The sequence below is a fragment of the Pseudomonas sp. PSE14 genome (assembly GCF_029203285.1).
Lineage (GTDB): Bacteria > Pseudomonadota > Gammaproteobacteria > Pseudomonadales > Pseudomonadaceae > Pseudomonas.
Genome location: NZ_CP115669.1, coordinates 1,305,359 through 1,329,344, shown reverse-complemented (window position 1 = coordinate 1,329,344; position 23,986 = coordinate 1,305,359). Strand labels below are relative to the sequence as shown.

Sequence of the window (23,986 nt, the reverse complement as noted above, 5' to 3'; positions counted from 1 at the left end):
TGGGGCTGGCTGGGTTGAGGCCGGGGACCTGATCAGTTCAGGCCCGGCAGTTGGACTTGCGGCTTGACGTCGGTGCTCACCACGGTCGCCATCGGCGCCACCACGCCCTGGCTCTTGAGCAGCTCGCCCAGGGTGGCCTTGATGCGGTACTGGGTGAACAGTTCGGTGTACTTCAGGTCAACCGCGCGACGCGACGCGTTGAACAGTTCGTTCTCACTGTCCAGCAGGTCGAGCAGGGTGCGCTCACCGATGGTGAACTGCTGTTGGTAGGCCTCGCGCACACGGGTGCTGTAGTCCACGTACTGGCGGGCGATCGGCAGCTGCTCGCGGGCGTTTTCCAGGGCGTTCCAGGACAAGCCGAGTTCCTCGTTCAACTGGCGCAGGGCGTTGTTGCGAATATCCAGTGCCTGGGTGGCCTGGTACGACTTGGCTTCCAGCTCGGCCTTGTTGCTGCCGCCGGCGAACAGGTTGTAGCGCATGCGCAGCATGGCCTGCCATTCGTTGTTGTGGCCCGGATCACCGTCGATGTTGTTATCGGCACCGCGGGAAAGTTCTGCATCGAATCTTGGATAGAAGGTCGACTTCGCGGCTTCGTACTGCTTCTCCGCCGCCGCCACGTCCGACTCCGCCGAACGCAGGATCGGGCTGTTTTCCAGCAGCTGGCGGCGCGCCGCCTGCAGGTCCGCCGGCAGTTGGCCGTTCAGGCCGGAGGGGTCGGCCAGGTCCACCGGCTCGCTGCCCACCACGCTGAAGTAGTTGGTGCGGGCGTCGGCCAGGTTGGTCTTCTCGGTGAACAGGTTGTTCTGCGCCTGGGCCAGGCGTGCCTCGGCCTGGTCCTGGTCGGCCAGGCGACCGACGCCGCGCGCGCTGCGCAGGCTGATCTGGTCGTAGACCTGCTGGTGACGCTTCAGGTTGGCTTCGGCCAGACGAACCATCTCCTGGCGGCGCAGCACGTCGGTATAGACCTGGGCCACTTCCAGCGCGGTGCGCTCGGAGGTGCCCAGCAGCGCGTAGGCGCGGGAGTTCACGGTGGCTTGCTGGCGGCCCACTTCGCTGGAGGTGGCGAAGCCGTCGAACACCATCTGCTGCAGGCGCAGGCTGGACTCGCCTCGGCTCATGGTCTTCCAGTGGTCATTGCCCTCGGCGCGGGTGGTGGGCGAATCGGTGCCTTCGCGACCGTAGCCACCGAGCAGGTCGACCGATGGCAGATAGCCACCCTGGGCGGCGCGCAGCTGCTTGTCGGCGGCCAGTCGACTGTTCACGCCAGCCTGGATTTCCGGGTGGTAGTCGATGGCCTTCTGCATCGCCTGGTTGAGCGTGTCGGCATGGGCGGGAAGCACGAATGACAGGGCAAAGGGCACTACTTGAGCGAATCGCAGACGCATGAGGAAAACATCCTTATCAGTGAGATTGCGGCAGCGATTCGATTGCCGCAAAGCGCGTCAAAAGACCGGCGAATACGCTGCAAGGACCCATCGGGAAACGTGACCCATTTCACGAAAAATATTTGGGGCGGCGCTTCGATATCAAAGTGACATCGATTTGCCAATTGTTTAGGATGGCACGCGAATGGTCAATAGATTGGCATATAAGCAATTTCGTTTTGACATAAAGCCAATTTACTGACGCCAAATATTTCGCTCTGAATGACAAGGAATGCCCCTGGCGCCGATACGGAAAACGGCCGCCCGGCCGGCACACCAGGTAAGCCTCATCAGGAGAAGTGCATGAGCAGCGTCGTCGCCGTCGTCAAAAGCATCATCGGGCAAGTAGTCGCGGTATCTCCCGAAGGCGCCCAGCGCGTCTTGGTCGAGGGTGACCGCATCTACCAGGGTGAGCAGCTGGTCACGGGCGCCGCCGGCGCCGTGACCCTGGATACCGGCAACGGCCGCGTGGTCGACCTGGGCCGCGACAGCCAGTGGAGCGGCGCCGACCTGCCGCACGTGGCGCCCGCGCACGCGCAAGCACAACTCTCCGTTCCGAGCACCGAGGACCTGCAGAAAGCCATCGCCGCCGGCCTAGACCCGACCCAGGCCCTGGCGCCCACCGCGGCAGGTCCGTCGGCGTCCACCGGTGGCTCCGGCGCTGCGGGCGGCGGCCACAGCTTCGTGATGCTCGGCGAGACGGGTGGCCGGGTCGACCCGAACATCGGCTTCGGCACTGCAAGCAACGGCCAGGCCGTCGGCCGGCAACAGCAGGAGCAGGGCGCGCAAAACCAGCGCGGGCCGAACCACGACCCGCGCGGCCAGGACGCCACCCTTCGCACCGATGAAGACACCCCGGTCAGCGGCCGCCTGCGCGCCAACGACCCGGACGGCAATCCGCTGCGCTTCGATCTGGGCGAGGCCCCGCGCAATGGCGCCGTGGTGGTCAACGCCGACGGTACCTACACCTACACTCCCGGGCAGAACTTCAACGGCAACGACAGCTTCACCGTGGTGGTCAGTGACGGCCAGGGCGGCCGCGACACCATCACCGTCAATGTCGGCGTGAACCCGGTGAACGATGCCCCGGAGGCCGCCAACGACGGCCCGGCTGCCGTGACCGAAGACACCCCGGCCACCGGCAACGTGCTGACCAATGACCACGACGTCGACGGCGATGCGCTGACCGTCACCGGTTTCAGCTTCGGCGGCAACAACTACGCCGCAGGCCAGACCGCCAGCGTCAGTGGCGTGGGTTCGCTGGTAATCAACACCGACGGCAGCTTCACCTTCACCCCGGCGCAGAACTACAACGGCCCGGTGCCGAGCGCGACCTACACCGTCAGCGACGGCCGGCTGAGCGATACCGCGCAGCTGAACTTCGGCGATGTCAGCCCGGTGAACGACGCGCCGGTTACTGCCGGTCAGTCGCAGACCACCGCCGAGGACACCCCGATCAGTGGTCAGATCGTCGCCACTGATGTCGATCAGGACACGCTCAACTACACCCTGAAACCGGGCACTGAGCCGGCGCACGGTACCCTGGTGCTGAACCCGGTGACCGGCGAATACACCTACACCCCGAGCAAGGACTACAACGGCAGCGACAGCTTCACCGTGGTGGTGAGTGATGGCAAAGGTGGTTCGGTCGAATCGGTGGTCAACCTAACCGTGACTCCGGTGAACGATGCACCGGTCACTGCCAACCAGTCGCAGACCACCGCGGAAGACACCCCGGTCACCGGCCAGATCGTCGCCACCGATGTGGATCAGGACACGCTCAGCTATACCCTGAAGCCGGGCACTGAACCGGCTCACGGCACCCTGGTGCTGAACCCGGCGACCGGCGAGTACACCTACACCCCAGCCAAGGACTACAACGGCAGCGACAGCTTCACCGTGGTGGTGAGCGATGGCAAAGGCGGCTCGGTCGAGTCGGTCGTCAACCTCAACGTCACCCCGGTAAACGACGCGCCGGTCGCCCGGAACGATGGTCCGATCTCGGTGACTGAGGACGCCCCGGCCGCCGGCAACGTGCTGGCCAATGACAGCGATGCCGACGGCGACAAGCTGACCGTCACCGGCTTCAACTTCGGTGGCAAGGACTACGCCGCCGGCCAGACCGCAACTATCCAGGGCGTCGGCAGCCTCGTCATCAATGGCGACGGCAGCTTCACCTTCACGCCGGCCCAGGACTACAACGGTCCGGTGCCGAGCGCGACCTACACTGTCAGCGACGGCAGCGCCATCGACACCGCGCAGCTCGACTTCGCCGACGTCACCCCGGTGGACGACGCATCGGTACTGGTTGCCGACACCGACACCGTCGCCGAGGACACCCCGGCCACCGGTAGCGTGCTGAGCAACGACCACGATGTGGACAACACGCTCAGCGTCACTGGTTTCAGCATCGATGGCGTACAGGGCAGCTTCACCGCCGGACAAACCGCGAACATCGGCGGCGTCGGCTCGCTGGTGATCAATGCCGACGGCAGCTACATCTTCACCCCAGTGCAGGACTACAACGGCGCGGTGCCCGAAGTTACCTACACCACCGACACCGGCAGCAGCTCCACGCTGAACATCAGCGTCACGCCGGTGAACGATGCGCCGGTAGCCCTGAACGACGGCCCGGTAGCGGTCACCGAAGACACCCCGGCTACCGGCAACGTACTGACCAACGACAGTGACGTCGACGGCGATGCCCTGACCGTCACCAGCTTCAGCTTCGGCGGCAACAGCTATGCCGCTGGCCAGACCGCGACCATCAACGGCGTTGGCAGCCTCGTCATCAAGGGCGACGGCAGCTTCGCCTTCACCCCGGAAGCGAACTACATCGGCCCGGTGCCGAGTGCTACTTACACCGTCACCGATGGCTCGCTGACCGCCGCGGCCGACCTGAAATTCGCCGATGTCACTCCGGTGAACGATGCACCGATCGCCCAGAACGACGGCCCGGTAGCGGTCACCGAAGACACCCCGGCTACCGGCAATGTGCTGACCAATGACAGCGATGTCGATGGCGACAAGCTGACCGTTACCGGCTTCAGCTTCGGCGGCAACAACTACGCAGCAGGCCAGACCGCCACCCTCCAGGGCGTCGGCAGCCTCGTCATCAATGGCGACGGCAGCTTCGTCTTCACCCCGGAAGCGAACTACAACGGCCCGGTGCCGAGCGCCACTTACACCCTCACGGACGGCTCGCTGACCGCCACGGCTGACCTGAGCTTCACCGACGTCACCCCGGTTAACGACGCCCCGGAAACCGCCGACCAGTCCAATACCACTGCCGAAGACACGCCGGTCAACGGTCAGATCGTCGCCACTGACGTCGACCACGACACTCTCAGCTACACCCTGAAACCGGGTGCCGAACCGGCCCACGGCAGCCTGGTGCTGAACCCGGCCACCGGTGAATACACCTACACCCCGGCCAAGGACTACAACGGCACCGACACCTTCACTGTGGTCGTCAGCGACGGTAACGGTGACGTGGTGGAGTCGGTGGTCAACCTCACCGTGACGCCAGTGAACGACGCCCCGGAAACCGCCGACCAGTCCAAGACCACAGCCGAAGACACGCCGGTCAACGGTCAGATCGTCGCCACCGACGTCGACCACGACACTCTCAGCTACACCCTGAAACCGGGTGCCGAACCGACCCACGGCAGCCTGGCGCTGAACCCGGCCACCGGTGAGTACACCTACACCCCGGCCAAGGACTACAACGGCACCGATACCTTCACCGTGGTCGTCAGCGACGGCAACGGTGGCACCGTCGAATCGGTGGTCAACCTCACCGTCACTCCGGTGAATGACGCGCCGGTCGCCCTGAACGATGGTCCGGGCGCCGTCACCGAAGACACCCAGGCCAGCGGCAACGTGCTGACCAACGATAATGATGTCGATGGCGACAAGCTGACCGTTACCGGCTTCAGCTTCGGCGGCAACAACTACGCAGCAGGCCAGACCGCCACCCTCCAGGGCGTCGGCAGCCTCGTCATCAATGGCGACGGCAGCTTCACCTTCACCCCGGCGCCGAACTACAACGGCCCGGTGCCGACCGCCACCTACACCGTCAGCGACGGCCAGTTGAGCTCCAGCGCCGAACTCAGCTTCGCCGATGTCAGCCCGGTGGACGATCCGTCGGTTCTGACCCCGGATAGCAAAACCGTCGCCGAAGACAACCCGGCCACCGGCAACGTGCTGACCAACGACCACGACGTGGACAACGTCCTCAGCGTCGCCAGCTTCAGCATCAACGGCGTCACCGGCAGCTTCAACGCCGGCCAGAGCGCAACCATCAGCGGCGTCGGCAGCTTCACCCTGGGCAGCGACGGTGATTACAGCTTCACTCCGGCCACGAACTGGAACGGTTCGGTCCCGCAGATCACCTACACCACCAACACCGGCAGCAGCTCGACGCTGAATATCACCGTCACCCCGGTGAACGATGCGCCGATCGCCCTGAATGACGGCCCGGTAACGGTTACCGAAGATACCCAGGCCAGCGGCAACGTGCTGCAAAACGACAGCGACGTCGACGGCGACGCCCTGACCGTCACCGGCTTCAGCATCGGAGGTAACAACTACGCCGCCGGCGATACCGCGACGATCAACGGTGTAGGCTCGCTGGTGATCAACGGCAACGGAAGCTTCACCTTCACTCCGGCCCAGGACTACAACGGCCCGGTGCCCAGTGCGACCTACACCGTCACCGACGGCCAGTTGAGCTCCAGCGCCGAACTCAGCTTCGCCGATGTCAGCCCGGTGGACGACCCGTCGCTACTGACCGCGGACACCAACACCGTTGCCGAAGACAATCCTGCCACCGGCAACGTACTGGACAACGACCACGACGTGGATAACGTCCTCAGCGTTGCCAGCTTCAGCATCGCTGGCGTGAGTGGCAACTTCACCGCCGGACAGAGCGCGACCATCAGCGGTGTCGGCAGCTTCACCCTGGGCAGCGATGGCAACTACAGCTTCACTCCGGCGGCAGACTGGAACGGCTCGGTCCCTCAGATCACCTACACCACCAATACCGGCAGCAGCTCTACGCTGGACATCACCGTCACTCCGGTGCAGGACAAGCCGGTTGCCAACGACGATCACTTCACCATCGCCGAAGACACCCCGCTGAGTTTCAACATCGGTGACTTGAGCGCGCTCACCGGCAACGATACCGATGCCGACGGCGACCATCTCTCCGTGTACATGGTCAGCAGCCCGGTGAACGGCACGCTCGACATCGTCGGCGGCCAGTTGGTCTTCACCCCAACGGCCAACTACAGCGGCCCGGCCTCCTTCACCTATGGGATTCACGACGGCAACGGCAACGTCGCCACCGGTACCGTGCATATCACCGTCACTGCGGTGGATGACCCCTCCGTGCTGGTCGCCGACACTGGCAGCGCACAAGAAGACCACCCCGCCACGGGCAACGTGCTGACCAACGATTCGGACGTCGACAACCTGCTGAGTGTCGCCAGTTTCAGCATCGCCGGCCTGCCCGGCAGCTATGCCGCCGGCTCCGTGGTCAATATCGCCGGCAAGGGCGAGTTCACCCTGGGCACCGACGGCCAGTACAGCTTCACCCCGCTGCCCGACTGGAATGGTGCGGTGCCCCAGGTCACCTACACCACCAATACCGGTTTCAGCAGCACCCTGGACGTCAGCATCACCCCGGTTAACGATGCGCCAGTGGCGCACGATGACCACTTCACCATCGCCGAAGACACGCCGCTGACCTTCAACTTTGGCGACTTCGGCGCTCTGACCGGCAACGACACCGATGTAGACGGCGATCACCTCTCCGTCTACATGGTCAGCAACCCGGTGAATGGCACGTTCGACGTCGTCGGCGGCCAACTGATCTTTACCCCGGCGCCGAACTTCACCGGCCAGGCCTCCTTCACCTATGGCGTCCATGACGGTCACGGCGGCATCGACACTGCCACCGTCTATATCAACGTCACCCCGGTGAACGATGCTCCTACCACCACCGACCAGGCCGTCAGCGGGCCGGAAGACACCTCGATCCCCGGCCAGATCCCGGCCAGCGACATCGACGGCGATACCCTCAGCTACGCCCTGGTCAGCGGCAAGGAGCCGGCCAACGGCACCTTGACCCTGGACAGCGCGACCGGCCAGTACGTCTATACGCCGAACGCCAACTACCACGGCCCCGACAGCTTCACCGTGGGCATCAGCGATGGCAACGGCGGTTATGTCGAATCCATCGTGACGATCGATGTCACTCCGGTGAACGACGCGCCGATCGCCCTGAATGACGGCCCGACTCCGGTCACTGAAGACACCCAGGCCACCGGCAACGTGCTGACCAACGACAGTGATGTCGACGGCGACAAGCTGACCGTCACCGGCTTCACCATTGGCGGCAACAACTACACCGCCGGCGATACCGCGACGATCAATGGCGTCGGCTCGCTGGTGATCAACAGCAACGGCAGCTTCACCTTCACCCCGGTGCCGAACTACAACGGCCCGGTGCCGACCGCGACCTACACTGTCAGCGACGGCAAACTGACCGCCACCGCCGACCTGAGCTTCGCCAACGTCACCCCGGTGGACGATCCGTCGGTTCTGACCCCGGATAGCAAAACCGTCGCCGAAGACACCCCTGCCAGCGGCAACGTTCTGACCAACGACCACGACGTGGACAACGTCCTCAGCGTCGCCAGCTTCAGCATCGCGGGCGTGAACGGCAGCTTCAACGCCGGCCAGAGCGCGGCCATCAGCGGCGTCGGCAGCTTCACCCTGGGCAGCGACGGCAACTACAGCTTCACCCCGGCGAAGGATTGGAACGGCTCGGTCCCCGAGATCACCTACACCACCAACACCGGCAGCAGCTCGACACTGAACCTCACCGTCACCCCGGTGAACGACGCCCCGGTTGCCACCCCCGACAGCGCCACCGTCAACGAGGACAGCTCCGTCACCATCGATGTGCTGAACAACGACAGCGATGTGGACGGCGACCCGCTGGCCGTCACCGCAGCCAGCGCCAACAACGGCACCCTGGTGATCAACGACGACGGCACCGTCACCTACACGCCGAAGGCCAACTTCAGCGGCACCGATACCATCACTTACAGCATCAGCGATGGCAAAGGTGGTACCTCCACCTCGATGGTGAACGTGACCATCATCGCCGTGGCGGACAAGCCGAACCTCAGCCTGGACAGCAGCAGCGGCCATCCTCCGGCCACCGGCCTGACCCTGGAAAGCTGGGCTGGGCTCGCCCTGGGCAGCAACGGCAGCGGCGCCGCGCCTTCCACCCTGCAATCGGTCATCGATGGTGCCGGCACGCCCAACAGCAGCGGCTCGATCAACAGCGTGAGCAACTCCAGCGTCAGCGCTGGCACCGCCAACAAGGTCAGCGGCCTGATCTTCCTCGAGGCCGGCCACACCTATACCTTCAGCGGTACAGGCGATGACAGCATCCGCCTGGTCGTCGGCGGCACCAACGTCGCCGAAGCCACCTGGGGCGGCACCAGCGGCCAGTTCAGCGGCACCTTCACGCCCACCGAGAGCGGCTACTACACCCTCGCGCTCTACCAGCACAACCAGAACGGCCCGGGCAGCTACAACCTCAAGATGTCCGACAACGGCAGCGCGGCGCAGACCCTCGGCACCGGCAACGCACTGGTCTACCACAACACCGGCGAGCTGACCGGTGCGGGCGAGCGCCTGGGCGACCTGGTCGGCAGCAATGGCCAGGGCCACTACACCGTCTTCGGGCCCAACGAGGGCAACGAAGACACCAGTATTCCGCTGTCGAAGATCAACGCGGCGCTGGTCGATACCGACGGTTCGGAAAGCCTGTCGATCAGCATCAGTGGCATCCCCAATGGGGCCACCCTGAGCGACGGCATCCACAGCTTCACCGCCGACGCCAGCAACGGCAGTGTGGACGTCACCGGCTGGAACCTCTCCACCCTGACCTTCACCCCGCCGGCCAATGCCAACGGCACTATTACCCTGCAGGTGAACGCCACCTCCACCGAGGCGAGCAACCACGACCAGGCGACCACCACCCTGCCGCTGGACATCCAGGTACACGCGGTCAACGACGCCCCCAGTGGCGCCGACAACAGCATCACCCTCAACGAGGACAGCAGCCGCACCTTCAGCGCCGCCGACTTCGGCTTCACTGACGTGGACCATGGCGACAGCCTGAGCGCCGTACGTATCGACGGCCTGCCGACCGCCGGCAGCCTGACCCTCAACGGTGTAGCCGTGATCGCCGGCCAGGTGATCGCCGCCAGCCAATTGGGCGGCCTGGTGTTCACCCCGGCGGCCAACGCCAGCGGCAACCATTACGCCGACTTCACCTTCTCGGTGAAGGACAGCGCTGGTGCCTTCGATCCGACGCCGAACACCATCACCCTGAACGTCAACTCGGTGAACGACGCGCCGCTGTCGGCAGATGCCACGGCCAGCATCTACACCGGCAAGACCTATACCTTCGGGCTGAACGACTTCGCCTTCAACGACAGCGCGGACGGCCAGTCCCAGGGCCTGCAGGCCGTCATCATCAAGTCCCTGCCCGATACCGGCACCCTGTGGCTCGACGGCAGCAAGGTCGTGGCCGGCCAGGCCATCGACCCCAGCGCCATCGCCAGCGGCAAGTTGACCTTCGTGCCGGACGCCGCGGGCAGCAACGCGCACTTCGACTTCGCCGTGCAGGACAGCGGCGGCACCGCCAATGGTGGCGTGGATACCTCGGCGACCCACGGCTTCGACATCCATGTCGGCCAGGTACAGATCCCCGGCACCGATCCCAACGGCGACAACACCCTGACCGGCGGCCCGGGCGATGACGTGATCCTGGGCGATGTGGGCGGCATCCTGACCGTCACCCAGCCGGGCACCAACTACAACATCGCCCTGATCGTCGATACTTCCGGCAGCATGGGCGACAACCTGGCCGGGTGGAGCACCTGGAACTACAACGACACGCGGATGAAGCTGGTCAAGGACGCGCTGCTCAAACTGGCCGACCAGCTGAAGGGCCACGATGGCGTGATCAACATCGCGCTGATCGGCTTCAACAGCACCGCCAGCATCAAGGTCAGCGTGAATGACCTGACCGATGCCAACATCAAGCTGTTGACCGATGCCATCGGCAACTCGCAGTACGAGGGCTTGCAGGCTGGCGGCGGTACCGACTACCAGGAGGCGTTCGGCCAGGCGGTGAACTGGTTCAACGGTCAGCAGAACGGCAACGAGAACGTCACGCTGTTCCTCACCGACGGCGACCCGACCGAGTCCACCGGCAGCGGCAGTCTGATGCAGAACACCACGCAGGCCTTCGCCAACCTGTCGGCGCTCAGCGAGGTCCGTGCGATCGGCATCGGCACCAACGTCAACGAAGCAACGCTCAAGTACTTCGACAACACCAATGTCACCGGCGCGGGCTCCGTGACCTATTACAAGGGCACCACCCTGTTCGACTTCGAGGGCGGCAGCGCCAGCCTGCCCAGCGGATGGAGCAAGGCCACCGACGGCAATGGCTCGGTCAGCGTCAGCGGCGGCAAGCTGCAGATGATGGACACCCACGTCAAGAGCGGCGCCAGCACTGCCATCAGCTCGAACCTGTCGGTCGCGGCGGGCAAGACCTCGACCTTCAGCTTCGACTTCACCAAGAACCTGACCAAGGGCGACCAATTCACCTGGACCCTGGAGAAGCAGCGGGCCGACGGCGGCTGGGATCAGGTCGAGCAGCACACCATCGCCTTCAATACCGGCGGCAGCAACTTCACCACCAACGCCGTGGGCGAAGGCACCTATCGCCTGGACTTCGAGCTCAACGACTACACGAGCAAAGGCAACAACGACAACGCCACCGTCACCATCGACAACATCACCCGGAACGACCTGGTCACTGCCCCGGTCGGCCAGGTCGATATCGTCACCCAGGCCGACCAGCTCAATGCCGCCCTGCACGGTGGCTCCAGCAGCTCGGACCTCGCGCCCTCGGGCAACGACACCGTCCACGCAGGCTCGGGCAACGACATCGTCTTCGGTGACAGCATCAACACCGACAACCTGCCCTGGGGCGTCAACGGCAACCCGGTCAAGCCGGCCGAGCTGCCAGCGGGCTCCGGCGTCAGCGCGCTGTCGGCGTTCCTGGAACTGAAGAACGGCCACGTAGCGACCTCCGAGGAGATGTACAGCTTCATCAAGGAGAACCATGCGCTGTTCAACGTCGACGGCGACACCCGTGGCGGCAGCGACAATCTCTACGGTGGCGACGGCAACGACATCCTCTACGGCCAGGGCGGCAACGACTTCCTGTTCGGCGAGGGCGGCAATGACATCCTGCTGGGTGGCACCGGCAGCGACCAGCTCACCGGCGGCCAGGGCAACGACATCCTCACCGGCGGTGCGGGTGCGGACACCTTCATCTGGAAGGCCGGCGACATCGGCAACGACACCATCACCGACTTCAATGCCGGTGAAGGCGACCGCATCGACATCAGCGACCTGCTGCCGGATGCCGCGCAGAACGACATCCTCAGCTACCTGAAGGTAGACACCAGCACCTCGACCCTGCAGGTGAGCACCACCGGCCAGGTCAACAGCGGTGCAGACGTCACCATCAAGCTGAGCGGCGTTGACTTGACCAGCTACGGTTCGACCTCCACCGAGATCGTCAACAAACTGGTGGCGGGCTCCGATCCCGTGGTCAAGACTGAGCATCACTGATTCCCCGTTGCCGCCAGGCAGCGAAAGAGTCAGGCTCAGCCATCGCGCCAGCGGCGCCATCCTTTGCGATGGCGCCGCTGGCGTACTTTCACATCCGACAATGGGGACGGGTCGATGCTGTACATCCAGCGCAACGCCGAAGGAAAACTGGCGCGCGTCGAAGACGCCGAGTTCGAAGGGATGACCGGAACGCTGCCGGCCGACCATCCGGACATCCTGGCCTGGCAGGCCGCCGAGAGCAGCCTGCTGCACCTCAAGCAGAGCGACCTGGACATGATTCGGGTGCTGGACGACCTGATCTCGGTGCTGATCGCCAAGGGCGTCATCCGTATCACCGACCTGCCGCCGGCGGCGCGCTCCAAGCTGCTCAACCGGACCCAGGCCCGTGAGGCCCTGGGCGGGCTGACCCGGTTGATCAATGACGATGAGGAAACGGGGCTGATCTGAGGCCCAGTTTTCATTTGCAGGGAAAGGCGCCCTGCAAAGCCTGTGGGCGAGGAGCGTAGGGCGTATAACGCTCGACGTTATACGCCGTTTAACCATAGTCTCAGAGCACTTCGGGCCCGACCACGGAGCCGCTCGGGGCACTCCGAACCTGACCATGCAACCGACGATACCTTCGGTGTAACGGCGTACCACCGCGAACGGTTGTACGCCCTACGTCCGGATCATGGATTCAGCACACCTTCACCACGGCGCAGGCCCGCCAAACAATTGTCCCTGCGCCCCCTGAATCCCCATCTCGCGCAGTACGCGGAATTCCCCAGCCGTCTCCACCCGCTCGGCGATCAGCGGCAGGTCGATGCTGTGTGCGGCGCGCTGCATGGCTTCGATGAACAGGCGCTTGTCGTTCTCCTGGTCGATGGCGCGGATGTGGCTGCCGTCCACCTTCAGGTAGGCCAGGCCCAGGCGAGCCAGGTTGCCGATCATGCTGAAGCGTCCACCGAAATGCTGCAGGCTCAGGCTGTAACCCAGCTCATGCAGGCGGCGGGTCAGGGTTTCCAGCACTGCCTGGGCCGGCAACTGGTCTTCCTCCAGCTCCAGGGTCAGGCGTCCGGCGAACTGCGGATGCTGACGCAACAGGTCAAACACCCGCCCGGTGGCCCACTCATCGCGCAGCAGCGCCGCCGACAGGTTCAGCGCCAGTGGCCGGTCGTGGCGGGCCAGGTCGGCGAGTACGCTTTCCAGCATCAGCAGGTCGAGCCGCGCGGTCCAGCCGAAGCGATCCAACCAGGGCAGGAAGCGTCCGGCGGCGATGTGGCCGCCCTGCCCGTCCGGCAGGCGCGAGAGCACCTTGTAGTGCAGTATCCGGGTGGGCTCGTTGCACGCCACCACTGGCTGGAAATACAACTGGAAGCGCCTGTGTGCCAGGGCCTGCTCCAGCAACTGGTGCCAGGCATGGCGCTCTTCGGCGACCGGGCTGGCCCCACTCTGCAGGAACGCCCAGCAGCGCTCCCCCTCACGCTCGGCCAGGGCCAGCGCCTCATCGGCCAGCACCAGCAGTGCCTGCGCCGACTCACCGGAAACGAAAGGCACCAGCCCCATGCTCGCCACCGGGCTCACATCGCTTGCCCCGGTGCTGGCCAGGGTCGCCAGCATGGTCTCCAGGCGCATCGCCAGGGCCGACGCCTCCTCGGGCATCAGCCCCGGCGCCAGCATCACGAACTCGCCGCCCCGGCTGCGCGCCAGGGTCAGGCCAGCGCCAAGGCCCTGCCCGGCCAGGCGCAGTTGATCGGCGACCGCCTTGAGCAACTGGTCGACACGCTGGCCGCCCAGGCGCTGGTTCAGGCCGGCCAGGTCACGCACCCGCAGGACCAGCAACAGCCCGCTGCCGACCTGGTCCTCGGCGCTCAACCGGGCGTGCAACTGCATATCGAAGAAGCGCCGGTTGCCCAGGCCGGTCAGGCTGTCCAGATAGGCCTCGTCGCGCAGCCGCTCGCTGCGTTCGGCCTGCTCCTGGAACAGCGCCTTGAGCTTCTCAACCATCTGGTTCATCGCCTGCACCACGCGGCGCAGTTCCGGCGTGCGCGGCAGCTCGGGCACGCTGAGGAATTCGCGGCGGGCAATGGCGTGGGACTGCTCCACCATGTAATCCAGCGGCCTCAGTTGGCGACGCAGCAGGACCGCCCCGAGCACGCCGCTGGCCACCCCACACAGGGCCAGCCACAGCAGGCTGCCCAGCGCGCTTTGCCAGAGCTTGGCGATGGCGAACATCGGGTGGCTGAGCACCTCGACCCGCGCAGCCTGGGTCCAGCCGCGGCTGACGATGGCGTCACCGCCGGCCGAATGCAGGTCGATCAGCGCAACGAACCATTGCGGCACCTTGGCTGCCAGCGCGTCCGGCACGCCGGTACGCTCGACGATCACCTTGCCGCTGGCCAGGTCGACCACGCGGATGCTCTCGAAGTAGCCGCTGTCGAAGATCGAGCTGACCATCAGCTCGACCATCGCCGGATCGTCGATGTTCGGCGTGAGCGACAGCCCCAGCGCCGTCGCGGCGTCCTGGGCGTGGGAGCGCAGCTGGTTGACGTACTGCTCGCGGGAGCTTTCCAGGCTGACCATGAAGCTGCCGCTGAAGGCGACCAGCAGGAACAGGCAGATGGCGATGAGCAATTGTTTGAACAGGGACATCGTGTCTCCACGCTCTCATTCGTTCAGGGGAAAGCCTTCGGCTTTCATTTTCTTCAGCAGGTCCTGCCAGCGAGACAGCCGCTTGCTGTCGCCGACCTGCTTGCCGCCACTGGCGTTGGCCAGCCACAGCCCTTCGCCGTTGAAGGCGTACACCGGTTGCAGGTCGGTGCGCTGGCTGGCCGGCAGCAGGCTGCCGATCAGGTTGTCCAGCACCAGCGGTACCGCATCGGGGCGGGGGTAGTACGTCAGAACCATGTGCGCCTGGTTCAGGCGCAGCGCCTTGACGTAGGTGATACGCAGCTTCTGGGCCGGCACGCCGAGATGACGCAGGCTGATGTACTTGGCGATGGCGAAGTCCTCGCAATCGCCAGCGCCCTTGAGCAGCGCCTCCACCGGCGTCGCCCAGTAGTCCACGTCGCCCCACAGGCTGATGTCGTCGGTGAAGCGCAGTTGCGCGTTGAAGAAGCGGTTGACCGCCTGCAGCTGCTCGCCCTCGGGCAGGCCGCCGGACTCCTCGAGCAGGCGCTGCCAGGCGTCGATGCGCGCCCGTCCCTCACCCAGCGGGCCGTAGAGCGATTCGGCGCGTTGCGCGATCAGGCGGAAGTCCCAGGCATCCGGTTGCGCGCCAGCCAGCACGGCGAGCGACACCGCCAGCGCCAGGAACAGGGCTGCGGGCCGATAACGGCGCAACGCACGGATGGAACAGCTGGACACGATCGCGACTTCTCGACTGCGAAGACGCACGCCTGGCCAGGCGTACGCCGGAGCGGCATGGTGCAAGCTGGTCGCGAAAAAAACAATGGCACAATGCAATCAAGCACTGTGCCATTGTCGGTCGGCGGGAGGGAGGTGGGATCAGCTCTTCTGCGGCGGGGTGACGATGTCGAACCAGAAGTCGAAGTCGTCGAGCATGCCGAACAGCTTGGCCAGCAGCAGCGGATTGCCCGAGCTCTTGAGCTTGCCCTCGAACACCAGGCGCACCGGCGAGACTTCCTTGAGCAGCAGGCGGTTGAGGTCGGCGCGATCGATGGTGACGGTCTGCCCGGCATTCTCGTTCTGCACGCCCTTGATGTTGTTCAGGTGCGAGTTCTTCAGCTCCAGCAGGTACTGTTCCTTCACGTCCGGCAGCACCAGGTTGATGCTCAGGTCCTCACCCTCGGCCTTCTGCGCGTTCAGGCGCACGCCGAGGTAATCGAACAACAGGCCGGTATCCATCGCCGCCAGGGCGTCGGAACTGGTGACCCGCAGCGACGGCTGGTCACGCGGTACGCCGTTGCGCAGCTCCTGCGCAGCCACCAGGTAGCTGTTGCGCCAGCCGGCGTTCTCCGACTGGTAGCCGAGCTGTTCCAGGGCGTCGGCCTGCAGGTCGCGGGCGGCCTGGTTGGACGGATCGGCGAAGACCAGCTTGTTGACCACCTCGACCACCCAGCGGTACTCGCCCTTGTCGTAGGACTGCTTCGCCAGTTGCAGCAGGTGATCGGCGCCGCCCATGAACTCCACGTACTTCTTCGCCGAGTCCTCCGGCGCCATCGGGTTGAGGGTCGCCGGGTTGCCGTCGTAGTAGCCCAGGTACTTGTTCACCACCGCCCGCACGTTGTGGCTGACGCTGCCGTGGTAGCCCCGGTTGTACCACTCGTTGGCCAGCTCCGGCGGCACCCGGAAGCGCTCGTGGATCTGGTTGATGGTCACGCCCTGGTTGGCCAGGTACAGGGTCTGGTCGTTCAGGAAGCCATACAGGTCACGTTGTTTTTCCAGGGTACGGACGATGTCGTCGTGTCCCCAGCGCGGCCAGTTGTGCGAGGCGAGCAGTACCTCGGCCTTGTCGCCGTAGCGGTGCAGCGCCTCGTTGATGTACTTGCTCCAGCCCAGCGCGTCGCGGGTCTCGGCGCCGCGCAGGGTGTAGAGGTTATGCAGCGTGCCGGTGACGTTCTCGGACATCAGCAACGCCTTCTGCTGCGGCAGCCAGACGTTCATTTCGGCGGGCGACTCGGTGCCCGGGGTGTTCTGGAAGGTGACCGGCACGCCGTCGATCTCCAGCTCCTGCAAGTCGCCCTCGATCACCTTGGTCGGCGCCAGGATGCTCAACGGCCCGCGCGCCACGCCCTTGCCGATGGCCATGTCGACCTGGCCCTGCGCACCCTTGGGCAGCAGGGTGCCGTACTGGAAGGTGGCACGGCGGATCATGGCGTTGCCGGCCAGCACGTTCTCCTTGATCGCCGCCTCCATGAAGCCCTTGGGCGCGATGATCTGCACCTCGCCCTTGTCGACCTGCTCCGGAGTCACCAGCCCCTTCACCCCGCCGAAATGATCGACGTGGGCGTGGGTATAGATGACCGCGCGGATCGGCTTCTGTCCCAGCTCCTGGCTGACCAGCGCATAAGCCGCCTTGGCGGTAGCCGGGGTGGTCAGGGTGTCGATGACGATCCAGCCGCTCTTGCCCTCGACGAAGGTGATGTTGGCGAGGTCGAAGCCACGCACCTGGTAGATGCCGTCGGCGACCTTGTACAGGCCGTATTTCAGGTTCAGCAGGGCCTGGCGTTGCAGGCTCGGGTTGATGCTGTCGATGTCCTTGCCGGCATTGAGGAAGTCGTAGCTGCCCAGTTGCCAGGCGGTGCTGCCGTCCTCGTTCTTGATCACCAGGTTCTCCGGGCGCTTGATCAGCCCCTTCTCCACCCGGTCGAAGTCGGCGCGGTCGGAGAACGGCAGCGACTCGCGCACCTTCTGCTGGGCGGCGATGGTGAACTCGGTGGGCGGCTTGGGCTGCTCGGCGGCGGCGAGCAGGCCGGGGCAGAAACTGGCCAGCAGAACGGCGGCGGAAAGGCGGGACATCGGAGAACTCCGGAATTTGTTGTTGTGCTCGCACTATGCCGGCCGTCGCGCTAATAATTCCAATGCATTCCAATTTCACAATCAATGCAGGAAGCGCATGAGCGATCTCCGCCAGCTACGCCATTTCGTCGCCCTCGCCGAACACGGCCACTTCGCCCGCGCCGCCGACGCGGTGAGCCTGAGCCAACCCGCCCTGTCGCGGAGCATCCAGGCATTGGAAGGCCAGTTGAACTGCCAACTGGTGGATCGCAATCCGCGCGGCGTGACCCTCACCGCCCACGGCCGGCTGGTGCTGGAGCACGCCCGTCGCCTGCTGGCCGGCGACCGCGCGCTGAGGAATGCCGTGCTGCAACTGGCCGACCTGGAGACCGGCGAACTGCGCCTGGGCGCCGGCCCCTTCCCCGCCGCACGGCTGATGCCGCAGGTGCTCGCGCGTTACAGCAGCGCACACCCGAAGGTGTCGGTGCTGCTCTCCATCGAGAACTGGAGCAAGTTGCACCAACGCCTGCTGGACGACGAAATCGAACTCTTCATCGCCGACTACCGCGAGCTGGAAGGCGACAGCCGCCTCGACATCCTGCCGCTGCGGGTACACCACAGCGTGCTGTTCTGCCGCCCAGGGCATCCCTTGATCGACACGAAGCCGTCCGTGGAGCGCCTGCTCGACTACCCTCTGGCCGGCCCGCGCCTGCCGCGCGACGCCCAGGAGCGCCTGGCCCGGAACCTCGGGCGCGAGCAGCCGCTGAGCGTGCAATGCGATGACGTGCTGATGCTCAAGGAATTGGTGAAAGGCAGCGACGTACTCTGCCTCGCCACCTGGGACGTGGTGGCCGAAGACGTTCAGGCCGGGCGCCTGGCTGTGCTGCCCTGGCCCAACCGCGACGACGCTTCAGCGCGCGGCTCTGCCTACGCCCTGGTGCGTCACGCCAGCCGCAGCCTGTCGCCTGCGGCCAGCCAGTTCGTCGCGTTGTTGCTGGAGGAGGACGCGGCGTTTCGCGACGCGTCCTGACGGTCACGGCTCAGCGACTCCAGCCCTCGTAGCGATCGTGATCGCGGTCGTGGTAGTCCCGGCGGTAATCCCGGTGCGGGCGGTCATTCCAGTCGCGGTCATGCCAGCCGCGATCGTGGTCGTATTCGTGAATCACGCAACCGGTCAACGGAAGGATGAGCAGTACAGCAGCGAAGATGCGACGCATGGCGCCTCCTGAATCGAGCCGGCAGCCCCGCGGGAATGCGGGGCAAAGATTCTTCCGGTCTCACAGGATCAGACATTTCGGCCAGGCGCCGGTGCGATTGCGCAAAGTAAAGCTTTGGTAAATCAGCCGTTTACAGTTTCCAGACGGCGCTGACGGCGACTCTGCAGGTGCAGCACGCCAAACAGCAGGACCTGCAGCTGTTCCCCCAGCGAACGGCGCCGCGCCAGCAGCAGCACCTCCCCGACATGCACCAGCAGCATCACGCCGGACACCCAGAGCAGCGGGCGATGCAACTCGCCGAACGGGTAGACCAGGTTGAGGACGGCGGCGAGCCAGAACATGGCCAGCGCACCCTTGGCGAAGCTCAGCAATTCGGACATGACGTTGTTTCCTTGTAAGAAGGTCGGTGCAGTCTGCCGGCCGCATCGCCCCGGACGCTCCTGTCTTTCGACTGGCCGCGCATCTCGTTGGTCCCACGCTTCGTTCGCGAGCAAGAACTGGGCGCCCCCCTCGCTCCTGCAGGCATGCGCCGGTGAGCTCTTCGTAGGAGCGAGCTTGCTCGCGAACCCGTTGCACGGCCCCCGGCCGACTACCCCATGGAAGCCCTCCCCGGCAAGAGCTAGAGTCCAAGCATCACCCGTCGCAAGGATCGGCCATGCCCGAACTCAGCCACCAGCAGGCGCAGCGCCGCGTCGATGACATCCTGGCCTTCGACCGGGAACTGCGGCGCCTGGAGGATGAGCGCGCGCTCATCCTCGACGCCACGCAACGCGAACGCCTGCACGATCACCAGCAACGCCTGCTCGCCGACTACCGCGCGCGCTTCGACATCGACCGCGACAGCCAGGACCACCGGCTGTCCCTGGGCATGCGTGTGGCTTCCTTCCTCGGCGCGCTGGCTCTGGCGGCCAGCCTGTTCTTCCTGTTCTACCAGTTCTGGGGGCTGTTCGCGGAAACCGCCCAGGTGGTCATCCTCATCGCCGCCGCCCTGGGCAGCCTGCTGCTGACCCTCGCCTTGCAGCGCCGCGACGCCTCCGGCTACTTCGCCAGGCTCGCCGCCATGCTGGCCTTCGCCTGCCTGGTGCTGAACGTGGTGATGATCGGGCAGATCTTCAACATCACCCCCTCGGACAAGGCCCTGCTGCCCTGGGCCGCCTACGCCCTGCTGCTGGCCTACACCTGCAACGCCCGCCTGTTGCTGGCCGCCGCGCTGATCTGCGTGATGGGCTATGTCGCCGCACGGGTCGGCACCTGGAGCGGCGTTTACTGGCTGGACGTGGGCGAGCGCCCGGAAAACTTCTTCCCCGCCGCCCTGCTGATCTTCCTCGTGCCCTCGCTGATCGGCCAGGGGCGCTTCGATGGCTTCGCCGCGATCTACCGGGTGTTCGGCCTGCTCGGGCTGTTCCTGCCGATGCTGGTGCTGGCCAACTGGGGGGGCGGCAGCTACCTGCCGCTGGGCTTCAGCACAGTGGAAAACCTCTACCAGGTGCTCGGCTTCGTCGCCTCGGCGCTGGTCATCTGGCTCGGCGCGCGTCGCGAATGGCCGGAGGTGGTGAACACCGGGCTGACCTTCTTCGTGGTGTTCCTCTACACCAAGTTCTTCGACTGGTGGTGGGCGGTGATGCCCAAGTACCTGTTCTTCCTCGTGCTCGGCCTGTGTGCGGTGCTGATCCTGCTCGTGCTGCGCCGCCTGCGTAATGTCCACGGGCTGCTGGGAGGGAATCAGCCATGAACTGGACCCGCACCCATGCGCTGCTCGGCGGCGTCTCGCTGATCCTGCTGGTCAACGCCGTAGCCCTGGGCGGCGTGGCCTGGAACCGCACCGGCACGCCGGACAGCCAGTCGCACCTGAGCCAGCGCGAACTGGCGCACAACAGCACCTGGCATAACGAAAACAGTGGCCTGAGCCTGCGCCTGAACTGGCGCTTCCCCAGCGAAGACGAAAGCGCCGGCCCGCACAGCCGCGCCTGGGAGCCACGCATCACGGCCAAACAGATGGCCGGACTCGGCTTCCGCATGCCCGCACAGGTGGACGACGACAGCGCCCGCCAGTTCGACCACCAGCAATCGCGCGCCGCCCTGCTGGTGCTGGAACTGGACGGCCCGCTGTACCAGCGCGAACTGCAACTGGCGCGCAAACGCCTGGATGCCGCGCAACAGGCCGCTGCCGCGGCGCCGGGCAACCCGAAGCTGGCCTATGAGCTCAAGGACAGCCAGAACGCCCTCAAGAGCGAGGAGAGGTTCGCCACCCGCTTGCTGCTCAAGGACGTCGGGCTCGACCTGCAGACCCTGCGCCAGCGCTACCCGGACCGCCAGCGCTACCTGATCGTGCATGGGCGGGTGCGGCCGATCTCGCTGTTCCACGAGCACATCTGGACCCTCGGCGGCACCGCCAGCGCCCTGGGCGTGGACAGCATCAACGTGCCGCATCGCTGGCGGCAGGTGCTGGAAGAGGAGAGCTGGCAGGCGGACGAGGAGCGCGAGCGGATGCAGCGCTTCAACGCGCAGATCGCCTTCGGCCAGCGCCTGGAGCCCTGGATCGAACGCATCGAGGTCGCGCCGAGCGGCTCCTGACCGGCGCCCGCCGCGCCGATCCGAATCCGCTTGCGCAAGGCGCACGGGCGCTGCACCCTGTGCGCCCGCATCGCACCGTCTTGCCTCGCACCACCCGGTCATGAACGACGTCACTCCCGATCCCAGCCGCTGCCCGCTCTGCGGCCAGTCCAACCGCTGCACCCAGGCCGACCCGGCGCTGGAAGGCCAGGCGTGCTGGTGTTTCAGCGAGCGCATCGAGCGCAACGCCCTGGAGCGCATCCCGCCCGAACTGGTCGACCGCGCCTGCCTCTGCCCGCGCTGCGCCGTCGGGCTCGCCCCGCAGGGCCAGGACGCCGACGAGAACCGCTGATGCGCCTGGACCGTTTCATCGCCAACCTGCCCCGCTTCAATCGCCAGCAGGCTCGCCAACTACTCGCCGAAGGCCGCTTGCGCGTCGATGGCCAGGTGGTGCGCGACGGCCAACATGAAGTCCGCGAGTTCAGCCGGGTGGAACTGGACGAGGAGCTGCTGCAAGCCGGCAAGCCCGCCCGCTACTTCATGCTGCACAAGCCCGCCGGCTGCGTCAGCGCCACCCGCGACGCCGAGCACCGCACCGTGCTCGACCTGCTGGACGAGCCGGACAAGCACGAACTGCACATCGGCGGCCGCCTGGACTACAACACCACCGGCCTGCTGCTGATCACCAACGACGGCCAGTGGTCGCGGCGCATGACCCTGCCGGGGCGCAAGCTGCCGAAGGTCTACTACGTGGAGACCGAAGACCCCATCGAAGCGCACTACGCGCAGACCTTCGAGCAAGGGCTGTACTTCGCCTTCGAAGACCTCACCACCCTGCCCGCCCAACTGGAAATCCTCGCCCCGCGCGCGGCACGCCTGACCCTGCACGAAGGCCGCTACCACCAGGTCAAGCGCATGTTCGGCCACTTCCAGAACAAGGTGACCCGGCTGCACCGCGAGAGCATGGGCAGCCTCAGACTCGATCCGGCACTGCAGCCCGGCCAGTACCGCGCGCTGACGGCGCAGGAGATTGCCGAGCTGGGGTGATCCCACGCCAACGGCCACCTGTAGGAGCAATTGTCTCCTTCCGGGGAGTCCGTGCCTGCGCATTCCCCTAATCCCAGCCCTCTCCCTCAGGGAGAGGGGGCAGTCCGCCCCGGCTGACACGAAGGTTTCATCCTGCACCGAACGGTCCCCTCTCCCCCTGGGAGAGGGTTAGGGTGAGGGCCGACCCAAGCGCAGATGTACCTCGTAGGAGCGGGCTTGCTCGCGAACCTGCTGACATTTGAGCGGCGAGCTGACACTGTTCGCGAGCAAGCTCGCTCCTACCAACACTCGCTCCGCACCTGACCCGACCCGGGACGGTACGTATGAAGTATCGGCGTACCACCGCAAACGCTTGTACGCCCCACGATCACCTGAGCAGCAATCCCGGCCAATCGCCCCGCAGACCGTTCAGCCCGGCGGTTTGCAGCCGCCGCCACGGCTTGGCTAAGCTCCAGCAAAATCCGCGTCCCAAGGAAAGGTGATGAAGAAACTGTCGGTCGCTCTGCTGCTCGCCCTGAGCGCCAGCTTCGCCGTTGCAACCCCGAGCAAGCCCTCGCCACTGTCCGACCTGCAGGCGGCGCTGAAGACGCTCAAGCCCGGGCAGTTCCTCTGGTACCCGGAAATCTCCCCGGCCGGACCGGTCACGCTGGTGGTCAGCCTCACCGAACAGCGCGCCTACGTGTACCGCAACGGCATCGCCATCGGCGTGGCCACCGTCAGCACCGGCAAGAAAGGCAAGGAAACCCCCACCGGCGTGTTCACCATCCTGCAGAAGAAGGTCGAATACCATTCCGACCTCTACAACAGCGCGCCCATGCCCTACATGCAGCGCCTGACCTGGGACGGCATCGCCCTGCACGCCGGCAACCTGCCCGGTTACCCGGCCTCCCACGGCTGCATTCGCCTGCCCATGGCCTTCGCCAAGAAGCTCTACGAGGTCACCGGTTTCAGCACCACCACTGTGATCATCTCCGACGCCAAGAGCTCGCCGGTGGAGGTCTACCATCCCGGCCTGCTCGCCCCTATCGTCAGCGACGGGCGCCCCGCCGGCCCGCACGACGACAGCGGCATGGTGATACCGTTCTGGAGCGATCCGGGGGCGGAGAAAGGCCCGCTCTCCGTACTGATCAGCCGCGCCGACCGACGCGCCTACGTCTACCGTGGCGGCCTGCAGATCGGCACCGCGCCGGTGGCCTTCGAGCATCCGGAGGAAAAGACCGGCGTCGCCGCGTTCTCGCTGATGACCAAGCCCACCCAGAGCGACATCGACAGCCTGAACCCCAGCCTGCGCTGGACCACCGTGCAGGTCAGCGACCCGCAGAAAGGCCTGACGCCCGCCGAGCAAATGGGCAGGTTCAGTATGGACCGCGAGTTCCTGCGCAACCTGATGGCGAGCATGGATGTCGGCAGCACCCTGATCATCACCGACCTGCCGTCCACCCGCAGCATGCGCAGCAACCCGGACTTCACCGTCATCACCACCAACGACCGGCCGGCGGAACAGAAGCCGGTCAAGAACCAGCCGGTCAACTGAAGCCATGGAGCGGCGCAGCCTTCAGCGTCCACAGCTCC

Annotated in this window: 14 protein-coding genes; 8 read left to right on the top strand and 6 right to left on the bottom strand. The window is 65.6% G+C overall.

Going from position 1 to position 23,986, the window contains the following annotated elements:
* Positions 1-32 precede the first annotated feature (32 nt).
* Entirely contained in the window at positions 33-1,385 is a 1,353-nt protein-coding gene (locus O6P39_RS06165) for a TolC family outer membrane protein (RefSeq protein ID WP_275610514.1), read from the bottom strand.
* Positions 1,386-1,727: 342 nt separating this feature from the next.
* On the opposite strand from O6P39_RS06165, the gene O6P39_RS06160 reads away from it, so the two are divergent.
* Together O6P39_RS06160 and O6P39_RS06155 are read left to right on the top strand one after the other, a co-directional pair.
* Complete coding sequence (locus tag O6P39_RS06160; protein ID WP_275610513.1) at positions 1,728-12,158, top strand: retention module-containing protein; 10,431 nt, start codon at positions 1,728-1,730, stop codon at positions 12,156-12,158.
* Between the two features lie 114 nt (positions 12,159-12,272).
* Positions 12,273-12,605 (top strand): tryptophan synthase subunit beta, encoded by a 333-nt coding sequence (locus tag O6P39_RS06155; RefSeq protein ID WP_275610512.1) that lies wholly within the window; start codon positions 12,273-12,275, stop codon positions 12,603-12,605.
* Between the two features lie 240 nt (positions 12,606-12,845).
* On the opposite strand, the gene lapD is transcribed toward O6P39_RS06155, so the two are convergent.
* The 3 genes from lapD to O6P39_RS06140 form a co-directional block, all read right to left on the bottom strand.
* Entirely contained in the window at positions 12,846-14,789 is a 1,944-nt protein-coding gene (lapD, locus tag O6P39_RS06150) for a cyclic di-GMP receptor LapD (protein ID WP_275610511.1), read from the bottom strand.
* 15 nt (positions 14,790-14,804) lie between these two features.
* Positions 14,805-15,455, bottom strand: coding sequence for a cysteine protease LapG (lapG, locus tag O6P39_RS06145; RefSeq protein WP_275611898.1), 651 nt, complete (start codon positions 15,453-15,455; stop codon positions 14,805-14,807).
* 189 nt (positions 15,456-15,644) lie between these two features.
* Entirely contained in the window at positions 15,645-17,618 is a 1,974-nt protein-coding gene (locus tag O6P39_RS06140) for an alkyl sulfatase dimerization domain-containing protein (protein WP_275610510.1), read from the bottom strand.
* Between the two features lie 97 nt (positions 17,619-17,715).
* Between O6P39_RS06140 and O6P39_RS06135 the strand changes: the two genes are divergently transcribed.
* Positions 17,716-18,627, top strand: a complete 912-nt coding sequence (locus tag O6P39_RS06135; protein WP_275610509.1) for a LysR family transcriptional regulator — start codon at positions 17,716-17,718, stop codon at positions 18,625-18,627.
* 10 nt (positions 18,628-18,637) lie between these two features.
* Here the strand turns inward: O6P39_RS06135 and O6P39_RS06130 are convergent, their stop codons facing one another.
* Positions 18,638-18,814, bottom strand: coding sequence for a hypothetical protein (locus tag O6P39_RS06130; RefSeq protein WP_275610508.1), 177 nt, complete (start codon positions 18,812-18,814; stop codon positions 18,638-18,640).
* 122 nt (positions 18,815-18,936) lie between these two features.
* A complete protein-coding gene (locus tag O6P39_RS06125; protein WP_275610507.1) occupies positions 18,937-19,194 on the bottom strand; it encodes a DUF1145 domain-containing protein in 258 nt (85 codons plus the stop codon).
* 275 nt (positions 19,195-19,469) lie between these two features.
* Between O6P39_RS06125 and O6P39_RS06120 the strand changes: the two genes are divergently transcribed.
* The 5 genes from O6P39_RS06120 (at position 19,470) to O6P39_RS06100 (ending at position 23,948) form a co-directional block, all read left to right on the top strand.
* A complete protein-coding gene (locus tag O6P39_RS06120; RefSeq protein WP_275610506.1) occupies positions 19,470-20,546 on the top strand; it encodes a DUF2157 domain-containing protein in 1,077 nt (358 codons plus the stop codon).
* Positions 20,543-21,388 carry a DUF4824 family protein gene (locus tag O6P39_RS06115; protein ID WP_275610505.1) on the top strand — a complete coding sequence of 282 codons (846 nt, stop codon included), beginning with the start codon at positions 20,543-20,545 and terminating at the stop codon, positions 21,386-21,388. Before O6P39_RS06120 ends, O6P39_RS06115 begins: the two co-directional genes overlap by 4 nt.
* Before the next feature lie 100 nt (positions 21,389-21,488).
* Complete coding sequence (locus O6P39_RS06110) at positions 21,489-21,719, top strand: cysteine-rich CWC family protein (RefSeq protein ID WP_275610504.1); 231 nt, start codon at positions 21,489-21,491, stop codon at positions 21,717-21,719.
* Positions 21,719-22,414, top strand: coding sequence for a pseudouridine synthase (locus tag O6P39_RS06105; protein WP_275610503.1), 696 nt, complete (start codon positions 21,719-21,721; stop codon positions 22,412-22,414). The genes O6P39_RS06110 and O6P39_RS06105 overlap by 1 nt, the downstream gene beginning before the upstream one ends.
* 481 nt (positions 22,415-22,895) lie before the next feature.
* Complete coding sequence (locus O6P39_RS06100) at positions 22,896-23,948, top strand: L,D-transpeptidase (protein ID WP_275610502.1); 1,053 nt, start codon at positions 22,896-22,898, stop codon at positions 23,946-23,948.
* Positions 23,949-23,986: the final 38 nt, after the last annotated feature.